Annotated in this window: 15 protein-coding genes and 4 tRNA genes; 10 read left to right on the top strand and 9 right to left on the bottom strand. The window is 72.7% G+C overall.

Annotated elements, in window-relative coordinates:
- Together ACIQVZ_RS34580 and ACIQVZ_RS34575 are read left to right on the top strand one after the other, a co-directional pair.
- Positions 1–493: site-specific integrase (locus tag ACIQVZ_RS34580; protein WP_402455616.1), on the top strand; the 493-nt coding region annotated here is incomplete at its 5' end.
- A 165-nt stretch (positions 494–658) separates the two neighbouring features.
- Positions 659–1360: a hypothetical protein gene (locus ACIQVZ_RS34575; protein WP_402455613.1), complete on the top strand. Its 702-nt coding sequence runs from the start codon at positions 659–661 to the stop codon at positions 1358–1360.
- A 68-nt stretch (positions 1361–1428) separates the two neighbouring features.
- Here ACIQVZ_RS34575 and ACIQVZ_RS34570 read toward each other — a convergent pair whose 3' ends face one another.
- From ACIQVZ_RS34570 to ACIQVZ_RS34555, 4 genes are all read right to left on the bottom strand, one after another.
- Entirely contained in the window at positions 1429–1875 is a 447-nt protein-coding gene (locus tag ACIQVZ_RS34570) for a hypothetical protein (protein ID WP_402455610.1), read from the bottom strand.
- 168 nt (positions 1876–2043) lie between these two features.
- The gene (locus tag ACIQVZ_RS34565) at positions 2044–2673 is read right to left on the bottom strand and encodes a hypothetical protein (RefSeq protein ID WP_402455608.1); all 630 of its coding nucleotides are present in this window, start codon (positions 2671–2673) and stop codon (positions 2044–2046) included.
- 273 nt (positions 2674–2946) lie between these two features.
- A tRNA-Lys gene (locus tag ACIQVZ_RS34560) sits at positions 2947–3022 on the bottom strand.
- Between the two features lie 37 nt (positions 3023–3059).
- The gene (locus tag ACIQVZ_RS34555) at positions 3060–3821 is read right to left on the bottom strand and encodes a DNA polymerase beta superfamily protein (protein WP_402455605.1); all 762 of its coding nucleotides are present in this window, start codon (positions 3819–3821) and stop codon (positions 3060–3062) included.
- Between the two features lie 160 nt (positions 3822–3981).
- Between ACIQVZ_RS34555 and ACIQVZ_RS34550 the strand changes: the two genes are divergently transcribed.
- The 3 genes from ACIQVZ_RS34550 to ACIQVZ_RS34540 all read left to right on the top strand — a co-directional run bounded on the left by ACIQVZ_RS34550 (position 3982) and on the right by ACIQVZ_RS34540 (position 6048).
- Positions 3982–4746: an SDR family oxidoreductase gene (locus tag ACIQVZ_RS34550; protein WP_402455602.1), complete on the top strand. Its 765-nt coding sequence runs from the start codon at positions 3982–3984 to the stop codon at positions 4744–4746.
- Between the two features lie 54 nt (positions 4747–4800).
- Complete coding sequence (locus tag ACIQVZ_RS34545) at positions 4801–5496, top strand: tyrosine-protein phosphatase (RefSeq protein WP_402455599.1); 696 nt, start codon at positions 4801–4803, stop codon at positions 5494–5496.
- A gap of 216 nt (positions 5497–5712) precedes the next feature.
- Complete coding sequence (locus ACIQVZ_RS34540; protein WP_350880574.1) at positions 5713–6048, top strand: hypothetical protein; 336 nt, start codon at positions 5713–5715, stop codon at positions 6046–6048.
- Positions 6049–6114: 66 nt separating this feature from the next.
- Here ACIQVZ_RS34540 and ACIQVZ_RS34535 read toward each other — a convergent pair whose 3' ends face one another.
- Entirely contained in the window at positions 6115–6981 is an 867-nt protein-coding gene (locus ACIQVZ_RS34535) for a TIGR02452 family protein (RefSeq protein ID WP_402455596.1), read from the bottom strand.
- Positions 6982–7187: 206 nt separating this feature from the next.
- Positions 7188–9524, bottom strand: a complete 2337-nt coding sequence (locus ACIQVZ_RS34530) for a DEAD/DEAH box helicase (RefSeq protein ID WP_402455593.1) — start codon at positions 9522–9524, stop codon at positions 7188–7190.
- Between the two features lie 239 nt (positions 9525–9763).
- On the opposite strand from ACIQVZ_RS34530, the gene ACIQVZ_RS34525 reads away from it, so the two are divergent.
- Positions 9764–10162, top strand: a complete 399-nt coding sequence (locus tag ACIQVZ_RS34525; RefSeq protein ID WP_402455590.1) for a hypothetical protein — start codon at positions 9764–9766, stop codon at positions 10160–10162.
- Between the two features lie 387 nt (positions 10163–10549).
- Here ACIQVZ_RS34525 and crcB (ACIQVZ_RS34520) read toward each other — a convergent pair whose 3' ends face one another.
- From crcB (ACIQVZ_RS34520) to crcB (ACIQVZ_RS34510), 3 genes are read right to left on the bottom strand one after another with little or no spacing between them, the layout of a single operon-like run.
- Positions 10550–10924, bottom strand: a complete 375-nt coding sequence (crcB, locus tag ACIQVZ_RS34520) for a fluoride efflux transporter CrcB (RefSeq protein ID WP_350880582.1) — start codon at positions 10922–10924, stop codon at positions 10550–10552.
- A complete protein-coding gene (locus ACIQVZ_RS34515; protein ID WP_350880584.1) occupies positions 10921–11271 on the bottom strand; it encodes a DUF190 domain-containing protein in 351 nt (116 codons plus the stop codon). Before ACIQVZ_RS34515 ends, crcB (ACIQVZ_RS34520) begins: the two co-directional genes overlap by 4 nt.
- Entirely contained in the window at positions 11268–11765 is a 498-nt protein-coding gene (crcB, locus tag ACIQVZ_RS34510) for a fluoride efflux transporter CrcB (protein ID WP_402455585.1), read from the bottom strand. The genes ACIQVZ_RS34515 and crcB (ACIQVZ_RS34510) overlap by 4 nt, the downstream gene beginning before the upstream one ends.
- A 70-nt stretch (positions 11766–11835) precedes the next feature.
- On the opposite strand from crcB (ACIQVZ_RS34510), the gene ACIQVZ_RS34505 reads away from it, so the two are divergent.
- The 4 genes from ACIQVZ_RS34505 to ACIQVZ_RS34490 all read left to right on the top strand — a co-directional run bounded on the left by ACIQVZ_RS34505 (position 11836) and on the right by ACIQVZ_RS34490 (position 12606).
- Positions 11836–12177, top strand: a complete 342-nt coding sequence (locus tag ACIQVZ_RS34505; protein ID WP_350880588.1) for a metallopeptidase family protein — start codon at positions 11836–11838, stop codon at positions 12175–12177.
- 126 nt (positions 12178–12303) lie between these two features.
- Positions 12304–12376: transfer RNA gene (locus ACIQVZ_RS34500), tRNA-Glu, on the top strand.
- 55 nt (positions 12377–12431) lie between these two features.
- A tRNA-Asp gene (locus ACIQVZ_RS34495) sits at positions 12432–12505 on the top strand.
- 27 nt (positions 12506–12532) lie between these two features.
- Positions 12533–12606, top strand: a tRNA-Phe gene (locus ACIQVZ_RS34490).
- The last annotated feature ends 93 nt before the right edge of the window (positions 12607–12699 follow it).

Raw genomic sequence — 12699 nt, 5'->3', positions numbered from 1 at the left:
GGCCGGGGCCCCCAAGACCCGCTCCGGCTTCCGCACGGTCGCCATGGACGTCGAGACCGCCGACGTCCTGCGCGACCAGAAGCGGCGCCAGGCCAAGGAACTCCTCGCCGCCGGCGTGGTGGCCGCCAACACGGACGGCCGCTGCTTCACCGAGGACGACGGGACGTGGCTGCACCCGGGCAAACTCACCGATCTCTTCGAGGCCCTGGTCAAGAAGTGCGGGCTCCCCCCGATCCGGCTCCACGACCTGCGCCATGTCGCCGCGACCCTGGCTCTCTCCGCTCGGGTCGACATCAAGATCATCTCCGAGATGCTCGGCCATTCGAGCACGACCATCACCCGCGACATCTACCAGACCGTGATGAAGGAGCTGGCGTACGAGGCCGCCGAAGCCGTCGTCGCCATCGTGCCTCGCGCCCGTCGGCGCACGGCCGCGTACAGCGGCGAGGCCGCCGCAGCAGCGCTCGCCAGCTTCTCCGGCGCCGGCGCGTGAACGGTGGTTGGGGCCTGGAGGTGGCACCGGGCCCCAACCACCGGCATAGCCCAGGGTCGCGGTCTCCCGGCCTGTTCCGCTCTCGGGGTGGCCTCCGATGCCTCAAGCCAAGAGCGTTAGTCGAACGTTAACCCCCACTGATTGCACCTTCGTATGCTGCCATCCATGGACATCACCGACCGCACCCGCGTGCTCACCGGACTGGCAACCCGCCAAGGCACCAGCGGCCCCATCGCCGACGCCGCCACCGCCTACACATCTCCCCGTACCGGTCGAACCGCTCTCGCCCTGGTCGACGGCATCGGGCACTCCGAGGACATCGTCCGCCTGGCACCCATGCTGGCCGAGACCGCGGCTCGCGTCGGCGCGGTGCGCGGCGCACTCGCGGGGCTGCTGTCGGCAGGACTACTGGTGAACGATCCGGGGCCGGACGCAGTAGGGGTACTGGCGGTGACGCGGCTGGACGGCAGCGCTGAGCTCGTCTGGGCGGGCGACTGCCGGGCCTACTCCTTCGAGCGCAGCGCGCTCACGCAGCTGACGACTGACCACAACCTGGCCAGCTACCTATCGCGGGTTGCCCGTGGGGCCGAAGTGCCGGTAGCAGCCCTGGCTGACTTCGTGAGCGTCACGCTGGGCCTCGCGACGCCCTCCACTGCCGCCTTCGTCTCGGTACCGGCCGGGACGGAGCTGCTGGTGATCACCAGCGATGGCATCCATGACAGTGTCGGCCACGAGGAGCTGGAAGCCGTAGTCAGCGCCCATCAAGATGATCCACAGGACCTCGCCGAGGCCTTGGTCGCCGCCGCACGTCCCGGCCGGGACGGCGAGCGCGACGACGCGACCGCCTTGGTACTGCGACACCCTTGACCGCTCAGCCGCGACACGAAAGTGGGCTGCCGCCGATTCACCGGGGCAGCCCACTAGCACGCCGCTAATCAGGAGTTGGCGATCTCCCGGATGAGGTCGAGCTTCTGTTGGGGCGCAAGCGCCTGGTGGCGGCCGGCCACCAAGCCGTCGAGAGCAGCGAAGACATCGTGGTCCTCAGGCTGGAGGATCGCGGTGATGACCTGGGCGCGAGTGCTGCCGTCCAGCGCGTAGACCCACAGCCGCTGTTCCTTGCGCGGCTCGATGTTGATCGCTGGCCGCAGCTTCCAGATGGGGAAGAAGCCGAGCCCGTGGCCGACGAGGTGGCCGTCCAGCTCCTCCAGCACCCACCGGCCGAGCTTCTTGTACCCGAGCTCTTCGCGCAGGGCACCGAGCGTCGTCTCGATCAGCCCGCCGCCTGTGGCGACCCGGGCCGCCACACCCTTCGCCGCATCCTCCCCAGTCCCCTCGGTGCCCTCTGGCAGACCACCCTCGAACGTGTCGCCATTCTCAGCCATGTCGTCTCCCCATCCGATAAGTTGCCACAAGGCTTGCATTGATGAAGTTATCAAACGTTCCATCAAGTTATCTACATGAACAACAATATGATGCGCGGCTGCCGATCGACATGGCAGACCGAACGCCCGGCACATGAAGCCGAGCCCCGAACCCAAGGGGCGCCCCGATCAGGCGCCGTCGGCCTTCGCCGACAGCCGCCTCGCGAGCTCCGCATCCGATCGCATAGCCGCGACAACAGCCAGCGGGGCCTCCGCGTCGCTGTGGCGTTCGCCGCAGCTGCACTCGACCCACTGCCCCGCCTCGATTCGAGCGGCCGACCTCTCCGCCAGATCGGCCATCTCGGCCAGAAGGTCGAGGTGGATCTCCATCAGGCCCGAGGCACGGCTCTGGAGGAGGCTGTCTCCCAGCTCCACCGAGAGATCGAAGGCGTGGCGCTGGTCCCTCTCCGCGCCGTTGACGCCAGCCCACTGGGCGACCTTGGCGAGCACCATAACGAGCCGCCCGGAGACCCAGGGCGGCACCACCACGGCCTCGTCGCGTTTGCGAACTGGGCGTACGGCCACTGCGTGATCGTCTTGATCAGCAGCCTGGACGATCGCGTCCGCGACAAACTCGGGCGTGACGAAGTGAAGTGCGTCGTCGCGGCCGAGGCCGGCTTCGCGGGTCACGCGGTCGACCAGATGATCAACCGTTCCACGGACAGCGGCGATCTCCACGATGAGCCCGCGCGTCAGCAACACGCTCGCACTCTGGGCCACGAGCGCCTCCAGCCGGGCCGCAGCCTCCGCATCATCCACAGCAACAACCTACGCGCGTTCACGCCCTCCCCTTGTGGCCACCCGACAATCGAGGCGGCTCCGCCTCGACGGCGGACATCGCGCGGAAAGCCACGCGGATTGGCTTGAATCGGCGGTCCGATCCTGACTGACCGTCAGGCCAGTTTGCAGCGGCCCGGCAGTCACGGTCACACCTTGGTCACACTCATGACCGTACTCGGTCATAAAGTCGCCCACCAGATCATGGAGAAACGGAAAAGACCCAGGTCAGATGGCATCTGACCTGGGCCTTCGTGGTGGGCCACCAGGGGCTCGAACCCTGAACCTACGGATTAAAAGTCCGCAGCTCTGCCAATTGAGCTAGTGGCCCGCGGCCCTCGTCCCGGTTGGGGAGGGCCACCGTGATCCTACCCGGTGGGGCGCAGGGCTCCGCCAGTGGATTGCGCGGGCGCGCCGGGGGCGGGGGGCGGAGCGTAGTGGGCGGCACGGACGCGGCGGAGCCAGGATTCGGCGGGGCGCGGGTCGGGGGCGGCGGGGAGGACACCGGGGCGGGCGAGGCGGTCGGCGGCGTCGGCGAGCAGGGATTCGGCGACGGCGGGGCGGTCGGCGATGCGTTCGCCGAGGTCGCGGACGTGCCCGGGGTCGGCGAGGCGGACCGGGTTGTGGCCGGTCTCGTGCAGCCGGACGGCCTGTTCGACCAGCCGGACCAGGTGCCGGGCGTGCTTGGCGGCCCGGCGGCGGGTGGCCGGGTCGGTGGTGTCGCGGGTCAGCAGTTTGCGGAACTGCTGCTCTGCGTAACCGAGATAGGCCTTCCGGACGCCCGGTTCACTGAGGAAACTCGAGCGGATCTCGACCAGTTCGGCACCGAGCGGGGTGCGGACCTCGTACAGGTCGTCCGGCAGCCAGACGAGCTCGGAGGCGGTCGGGTTGCAGGACAGCGCCAGGCGGCACCACTTGGCGGCCTCGTGCAGGGTGACGTCGGGCCCGGTGGTGACGTGCGACTCGGCCGGGCGGTGCAGGCCGTGCAGCTCCTCGGTGGGGGCCGCGTACAGGCCGAGCCGGTCGACGTCGGAGCCGGCGTGGGCGAAGCCGTACGCGGTGGAGCCGACCACTCCGGCGAGCAGGACGGTACCGGGGACGGCGGGTGCGGGTGCGGGTGCGTCGGGCATCATCGGTCTCCTCTCTCGCCCCTCTCGACTCTCCCGCCCGGGCGGCCGGCAGGGCTGCGGGGCGGCGCCGCTACCGCATCCTCGCCGGTCCGGGCCGCGCCGGGCGAACGATTTCCGCGCCGGGGCCCGCCCCGGCCTGCCGCCGGGTACCGTACCAACCATGTCGACCACCACTCCCGACGACGGCGTCCTGATCGTCACCGGCGCCGGCCGCGGCATCGGCGCCGCCACCGCCCTGCTCGCCGCCCGGCGCGGCTACCGGGTCTGCGTCAACTACCGCACGGACGAGGCCTCGGCCACCGCCGTGGTGGACACCGTCCGGGCCGAGGGCGGCACCGCGCTCGCCGTCCGGGCCGACGTCACCCGCACCGCCGAGGTGGAGCGGCTGTTCACCACCGTGGACGCCGAACTCGGGCTGCTCACCGGCCTGGTGAACAACGCCGGCACGCTGGAGAAGCAGTGCCGGCTGGAGGACATCGACGAGGACCGGCTGAACCGGATCTGGGCCGCCAACATCACCGGCCCGTTCCTGTGCGCGGCCCAGGCCGTCCGCCGGATGTCCACCCGGCACGGTGGCCGCGGCGGTGCCATCGTCAACGTGTCCTCGGCCGCCTCGCGGCTCGGCTCGCCCAACGAGTACGTCGACTACGCGGCCGCCAAGGGCGCCGTCGACTCGATGACCCGCGGCCTCGCCCTGGAGGTCGCCGCCGAGGGGATCCGGGTCAACGCCGTCCGCCCCGGCCTGATCCACACCGACATCCACGCCCTCGGCGGCGAGCCCGGCCGGGTCGACCGGGTCGCCCCCGGACTGCCGATGCGGCGCGGCGGACGGGCTGAGGAGGTCGCCGAGGCGATCCTCTTCCTGCTCTCCCCGGCCGCCTCGTACACCACCAACGCCTTCCTGGACGTCTCCGGCGGACGCTGAGAGGTTCCCTCCGGTTTCCTTCCGCCGACCGGCCCCCGCCCGTACCGTGGGGCCATGACCGACGCCTTCATCGACATCCCCGGTGTGCGCAACTTCCGTGACGCGGGCGGGATCGGCGCCCTGCGGCGGGGCGTGCTCTACCGCTCCGGCTCCTTCCACACCCTCACCGACGAGGGCGCCCGGCGCCTCAAGGCCCTCGGCCTGCGCACCGTCCTCGACCTGCGCAGCCCGGTCGAGCTGGAGGTCTGGCCCGACCTGCGGCACGGCCTCGACCACGAGGCCCTCAACCTGCCGACCCTGCCCGCCAACCGCGAGGACGTCGACCAGCCCTGGCCCGAGGACCAGGCGGCGCTCTACCCCTTCATGGCCCGGACCGCCGGCCCGTCCCTCGCCGCCGTCGTCCGCCGCCTCGCCGCCCCCGGCACGCTGCCCGCCCTCGTGCACTGCGCCGTCGGCAAGGACCGCACCGGCCTGACCATCGCCGTCCTGCAGTCCCTGCTCGGCGCCTCGGAGGCCGACGTCACCGCCGACTTCCTGCTCTCCAACGTCGGCCTCGGCCTCGACCAGGGCCCCACCCCCTACGTCGACGAGACCGGCACCGAACGCGTCTCCCGCCCCGTCACCGCCGAACTCCTCGCCTCCGCCCTGGGCTGGATCCACACCCGGCACTCCTCCGTCCCCGCCTACCTCCGCGCCCACGGCGTCACCGACGAGGAACTGACCGCCCTGCGCGCCAACCTGTCGGCCTGACCGGCCCGGGGACGCACCTACTCCTGGCGTTGTCGAGGACGGCGGAGAGGACGGCGGAGAGGACGGCGGAGAGGACGGCGGAGAGGACGGCGGAGAGGACGGCGGAGAGGACGGCGGCCTGCCGGAGGCTGGAGGCCCGGACGGGCGCGGGGCGGGCGGGCTATGGTCGGAAGCCGGAACAGGAAGTCAGGACAACCTCTACGAGTGGAGTCGACGATGGCGAAGGTCCCCAACGTGCTCTCGGCCGCCGCGCCCGCCGCGCTGACCGCGGCGAGCGGCCTGGTGGGCGGTTACGGCGTCGCCCGCTGGAGCGGCCGGCGCGAACTGGGCGGCGCCGTGCTGGCGGTGGCCGGTGCCGGGGCGGCCGCGCAGTGGCACCGCAGCTCGGGCACGGCCACCGCGGCAGCGCTGACCGGTCTGTACGTGGCGGCGTTCGGCGGCTCGCATCCGCTGGCGAAGAAGATCGGCGCCTGGCCGTCGGTCCTCGCCGTCACCGGCGTGGTCGCGGCGGCCTCGACGGCCGCGACGGCGCTGGCCGCCCGCAAGCGGTAGCAGCACCCGGCGCGAGCCGCGCGCCGGCCCGCTCACCGGCCTCGGCGGCGACACCCGGCGGCGGCCTCAGCGCACCGCCGCGCCGGGCTGCGCCGCCCCGCCGAACCGCGCCTCGAACGCGGCCCGGTTCGCCGAGACCGGTGAGCGGTCCCAGACCGCGAACACCACCCGTTCGAAGGCCGCCCCGTACCGGAGGAGCGCGCCCTCGAAGGCCTCGGCGACCTGGGCCGGGTCGTTGCGGAACACCCCACAGCCCCAAGCCCCGAGCACCAGCGTGCGGACCTCGTGCCGGGCCGCCGCCGCGAGCACCCGGACGGCCCGCTCGGCGAGCACGCCCCGGACGTCCACATCGGCCGAGCGCCGTTCCAGCTGGCCCGCGTTGGGCGCGGGCGAGGTCAGGAAGGTGACCGGGTACGGCCGTGCCAGCAGGTCGCCGCCCCGGCCGCGGATCACCGGGACGTCGGGCGAGACGATCACCCGGTGGCTGTACCGGAGGTCGGTGGAGGCGCGGTGCGCCTCGTAGTAGTCCGGCGCCTCCAGCAGGCAGGTGTAGAGCAGCGCGCTGCGGCACAGGTCCTCCTCCTGGGCGCGGGCGCCGCGCAGGTAGCCGCCGCCGGGGTTGCGCGCGGAGGCGAAGTTGAGCACCCCGACCGGGCCCGCCCCGCCCTCGACCAGGCGCCGGGCGGCCTCGATGCTGCCTTCGGCCGTCACCTCCACCGCCCCGACGGGCCCACCGGGCCGACCCGGCCCGGGCCCCGGGCCCCCGCCCCGCAGCAGCGCGTCCAGCGCCGGCGGCGCGTACGACACCGTGCCGGCCCTGGCGGCCGCCAACTGCTCCCCCACCGTGACGAGTTCGCCACCGGCCGCCCGGTAGCTCCCCCGCTCGGCGATCTCCTCGTTCACCCGGGCCACGTCGTGCAGTCTGCTGCTCATGTCCGGGACGCTACGGGACTTCCACCGGGCCTCGCCACAGGTTATTCTCAGCTGCAGAACAACACCTCGGGGCGCGAGTGGGGGTGCCGGGGGAGGCACCCGGGGGCATCGGGGGAACGCGACGGGCCCGCTCCAGTGCATGGAGCGGGCCCGTCGTGTGTGTTCAGGTGTTCAGCTACCGGTGGTCAACCACCGGCCGTACGGCGTCAGTTCTTCCAGCGCGGCTTGCGGTCGTCGCGGTTGAAGCCACCGGAACGGTCGCGGTCGAAGCCGCCCGAGCGGGCGCCGCCACGGTCGTCACGGTCACGGCCGAAGCCACCACCGGAGGCCTGCGGACGGCCGCCGGAGCGGTGGTCGTCACGACGCGCGAACGGACGGTTGTTGCTGCCGCCGCGCTCGTCACGGTCCCGGCCGAAGGACGGGCGGTCACCGAAGGTGCGGGCCGGACGGTCGCCGAAGGAGCGGCCACCGCGGTCGTCGCGGTCGCGGTTGAAGCCACCGGAACGGTCGCGGTCGAAGCCACCACCGGTGCGGGCCGGACGGTCGCCGAAGGAGCGGCCGCCACGGTCGTCACGGTCACGGTTGAAGCCACCGGAACGGCCGCCGCGGTCGTCGCGGTCACCGAAGGAACGGCCGCCACGGTCGTCACGGTCACGGTTGAAGCCACCGGAACGGCCGCCGCGGTCGTCACGGTCGCCGAAGGAACGGCCGCCACGGTCGTCACGGTCACGGTTGAAACCGCCGGAACGGCCGCCGCGGTCGTCACGGTCACGGTTGAAGCCACCCGAGCGGCCGCCACGGTCGTCGCGGTCACCGAAGGAACGGCCGCCACGGTCGTCACGGTCACGGTTGAAGCCACCGGAACGGCCACCACGGTCGTCACGGTCACGGCCGAAGGCCGGACGCTCGGTGCGCGCCTCGCGGTACGACGGCGTGCGCTCCTCGGCCTGCGGCGCGGCGGCCGGAGCCGGCGCCTCGGCGGCCGGGGTCTCCGCGGCGGCCTCGTCGCCCGCCTCGGCGGCCGGGGCCTCGTCCACGATGCCCAGCTCGGCCCGCTCGCGGGCGGCCCGCGCGGCCAGGCGGTCGGCCTCCTCGCGCAGCTCGGTGGTGCGGCGCTGCGCGCGCTCCAGCTGGCGGGTCATGTCGGCGAGCTCGCGCTCGGCGGCACCGGCGATGCCGGCCGCGCTCTCGGCCTGGACCTCGATCAGCGAACGGGCGCCGGTGATCTTGGCGACCTCGGCGTCGAAGGCGTGGTCGAGGATGTGGCGCGAGGCGTCGACGCCCGCGTCCTCCATCAGGCGGAAGACGCCGCGGCGCTGGTGCGGCAGCACCAGGGTGACGACGGCGCCGGAGCGGCCGGCCCGGGCGGTGCGGCCGGAGCGGTGCAGGTAGTCCTTGTGGTCGCCGGCCGGGTCCACGTTGAGGACCAGGTCGATGCCGTCGACGTGGATGCCGCGGGCGGCGACGTCGGTGGCGACGACGACGTTGACGTAGCCGTCCTTGAAGTCGCCGAGGACGCGGGTACGGGCGCCCTGGGTCATCCCGCCGTGCAGCGCGTCGGCCTTCACGCCGGCCTCGATGAGCTGCTCGGCGACGCGGTCGGCGCCCATCTGGGTGCGGACGAAGATGATCGTGCGGCCCTTGCGGGCGGCGATCGCGTTGGTGATCGGCGCCTTGTCCTTGGGCTTCACCACGAGGATGTGGTGGGTCATGGTGGTGACCGCGCCGGCCGACGGGTCGACCTCGTGGGTGACCGGGTTCTTCAGGTAGCGCTTGACCAGGGTGTCGATCTCGTTCTCCAGGGTGGCGGAGAACAGCAGGCGCTGGCCACCGGCCGGCACCTGGTCGAGGATCTCGGTGACCTCGGGCAGGAAGCCCATGTCGGCCATCTGGTCGGCCTCGTCGAGCACGACGGTCCGGACGTCGGCCAGCTTGGCGCTGCCGCGGTTCAGCAGGTCGCGCAGACGGCCGGGGGTGGCGACCAGGACGTCGACACCGCGCTCCAGCGCGTAGATCTGGTTCGACATCGAGGTGCCGCCGCAGACGACCTTGAGCTTGAGGCCGAGCACCGAGCCGAACGGCTCCAGGGCGTCGGCCACCTGCATGGCCAGCTCGCGGGTCGGGACGAGGATCAGGCCGCGCGGGTGCTTGGGCTTGGTGCGCTCGCCGTCGGCGAGGCGGGTCAGCAGCGGCAGGCCGAAGCTGAGGGTCTTGCCGGAGCCGGTACGGCCACGGCCCAGCACGTCCTTGCCGGCCAGGGCGTCCGGGATGGTCGCGGCCTGGATCGGGAACGGGGTGGTGACACCGCGCTTGGCGAGGGCGCGCACGACGTCGTCGTGCAGGCCCAGGTCGCCGAAGGTGATGGTGGGCTCGGCGGCCTCGACGGCCTCCTCGGCCTCGACGGCGTCGGCGTTCAGCTCGACGTCGGCGTCGGTGGGCTCGACGGCCTCGACGGCGTCGGTGAGGGTGTCGGCGGTGTCGGTGACATCGGCGGCGGCCTCGCTCGCGGGCATGGCGAAGCGGGCGTCGTCAACGAGAGACATGTAAAACCTTCCGGAAGTGGCACGCGCCAAAGTCCGGGGGTTCTGTTTCACAACCGCCTCTATGCGGTCAGCCACGGATCGCCGGAACGCGCCAAGGGCGCCAGATGGGAATAGGGCGCCAGTCAAATGAATCAAACGAACGATCTACCACCATAGACGAACCTCGGGATCAGAGGCAAATGCCCTGGCCAGCCCGCTAATGCCCACCCGCATGCGGGCTCGGGGCCGAGGAACCGGAGTTGCCGGCCGAGGGCTCCGTGGTCGGTGGGACGGTCGCGGCGGGTGAGCTGTGCTCGGGCTCGGGGGACGTCGAGGGGTGGCTGGTCGGCGTGGCGGACGGCGTGCCCGCCGTGCCGCCGGAGCGGCCCTCACCGGTGCCGCCCGTCCCGCTCGTGCCCCCGGTGCCGGCCGTGCCGCCGGTACCGGCCGACGCGCCGCCGCCCGGCCTGGGCGCGGGGCTGGCGCTCACGCCGCCCGCCGAACCGTTCGCGCCGGGGGCGCCCGGCGCGGCGTCCACGGCGGGCGCCCCCGGCACCGGGACCACACCGGCGGCCGCGCCGTTCGCGCCGGATGTCACCTCGCCCGCCGTCGTAGCCGTCACCCCGGCCGGCGCGTTCTCGCCCTGCAAGCCCCCCTGACGCTCCGGGCGCCCGGACGCAATCCCCGGATGCGCGCCGCTCGGCGAGGCCGACGGCCCGCTCGTCACTCCCGGCTTGCCCGCCGGACCGGCCTGCCCGACCGGCGCCACCCCGTGCTTCACCTCCGCCTCCGGACCGACCGACATGCACCCCGTCAGCCCCAGCCCGGCCACCGCCAGCACCGAAGCCGTACACACCACCGACCGAACCGCCCGCACCGAAACCACCGAGCTCCCTTCTCCACCGCCCCACCCGGGCCGCCCACTGCCCGCGCGGCCGCTTTTCGGTGCCCAACGCGCGCCCGCCCCCACGGGACACGGGCGGCGCGCCAGGAAGCGCCCGGGCCGCCTCCGCCACAGCCCGCCGAACCGGCGGACGAGCAGCCGCTCAGCCCCAGAACGCCGAGGCCAGCCCCGCCCCCGCGTACACCGCGGCCAGCCCCACCACCACGCTGCCCGCCACGTTCGCCAGCGCGTACCGCCCCGCCCCGGTCTCGACCAGCCGCAGCGTCTCGTACGAGAAGGTCGAGTACGTGGTCAGCGCCCCGCACAGCCCCGTTCCCAGCAGCACCTGGACCTGCGGGGACGCGGCCCCCGCCGCCACCGCCCCGGTCACCAGGCCGAGCACCAGGCAGCCGACCGCGTTCACCGCGAACGTCCCCCAGGGGAACACCGAGTCGTGCCGGGCCTGCACGGCCCGGTCGGTCAGGTACCGCAGCGGCGCGCCGACCACCGCGCCCGCCACCACCAGCAGCCAGTTCACCCCGAAGCCCCTTCCCGCCCCACGTACCTGACCACTTCGCAGCGGTCCAGCAGCACCAGCCCCTCCGCCACCAGCCCGTCCAACTGCGGCAGGAACGCCCGCACCCGCTCCTCCTCGTCCACGACCACCACCGCCACCGGCAGGTCCTCGCTCAGCGACAGCAGCCGCGCGGTGTGCACCAGCGACGACGCCCCGAACCCCTCGATCCCCCGGAACACGCTCGCCCCGGCCAACCCCGCCGCCCGCGCCCGGTGCACGATCTCGCTGTACAGCGGCCGGTGGTGCCAGCGGTCGTTCTCCCCCACCAGCACGGTCAGCCGCAGCGCCGGCCCGCTCAACCTGCTCACCGCACGCCCCCGCCCGCACGGGCGATCAGACGGCGCGTCAGCTTGGCCGCCACCCACACCGCGCCGAGCGCGCCCAGCAGCGTCAGCCCCAGGTACGCCAGCCCGAGTCCGAGCCGCTCCTCCTCCACCAGCCGCCGGATGTCCACCGCGTACGTCGAGAAGGTGGTGAAGCCGCCCAGCACCCCGGTGCCGAAGAACGGCCGCAGCAGCGGGTGCGCCGGACGCCCCTCGGTGATCACCACCAGGAACACCCCGATCACCGCGCACCCGACCACGTTGATCAGCAGCGTCGTCCACGGGAACGCCGCCGGCCCGGTCGCCCAGGCCAGCCCGGCGCCGTACCGGGCCACCGACCCGATCGCCCCGCCCACCGCGATCACCGCCACGGCCGGCCCCTGCCCGCGCCACACCGGCGGCCGTCTCCGGGCGGCCGTCCCTTCGCCCACCGGCCGGGTCCGCGCCGGGCCGTCCACCGTGCCGTCCGAGGTCGCCATAACCCCATCAAACACCGGCTCCCGCCGTCTGGCACAGCGTCACTCCAGACCCGACAATGAACCGGTGGAGATGACCCGGGAAGAGTTCGAGACGCTGGTCAGCGACGCCCTCGACCAGATTCCCCCGCAGCTCGCGGCCATGATGGACAACGTCGCCGTCTTCGTCGAGGACGAGCCCGACCCCGCCGACCCGGAACTCCTCGGCCTCTACGAGGGCACTCCGCTCACCGAACGCGGCGAGTGGTACGCGGGCGTCCTGCCCGACCGGATCCTCATCTACCGCGGCCCCACCCTCCGGCACTGCGAGACCCACGACCAGGTCGTCGCCGAAGTCCGCACCACGGTCATCCACGAGGTCGCCCACCACTTCGGCTTCGACGACCACGAACTCGACGAACTCGGCTGGTCCTGACCCCCGCCCCGGGCGGCCCTCGGACGGCCCCCACCCACCCGGCCGAAACCCGTTTTGGCGATCCGCCCTGCATCCCATATGCTTCTCGACGTCCCCGAACGCTGGAAACAGCGGGACAGGCCGCAAGCCCTCATCGTCTAGTGGCCCAGGACGCCGCCCTTTCAAGGCGGTAGCACGGGTTCGAATCCCGTTGGGGGCACGCAGTACCGTAGTAAAAAGCAGTGCCGCAAGACCTCAGTGGGAAACCACTGCAAGGTCCCGTGGAGCAGTTGGTTAGCTCGCCACCCTGTCAAGGTGGAGGTCGCGGGTTCAAGTCCCGTCGGGATCGCTCGTCTCGCAAGAGACGGTGTAGTACGGCCAGGTAGCTCAGTTGGTACGAGCGTCCGCCTGAAAAGCGGAAGGTCGCCGGTTCGACCCCGGCCCTGGCCACATAGCCTGACCAGGCACGATGCCCCCGAAGCAGTCCGCTTCGGGGGCATTTTCGTGTTGCTTGACGCCAACGGCGCAGCGGACGGTCACTCC

The sequence above is a fragment of the Kitasatospora sp. NPDC098663 genome, assembly GCF_044760075.1.
In the GTDB taxonomy this organism is placed as follows: domain Bacteria; phylum Actinomycetota; class Actinomycetes; order Streptomycetales; family Streptomycetaceae; genus Kitasatospora.
This window is presented reverse-complemented; position numbering and strand designations above follow the sequence as displayed.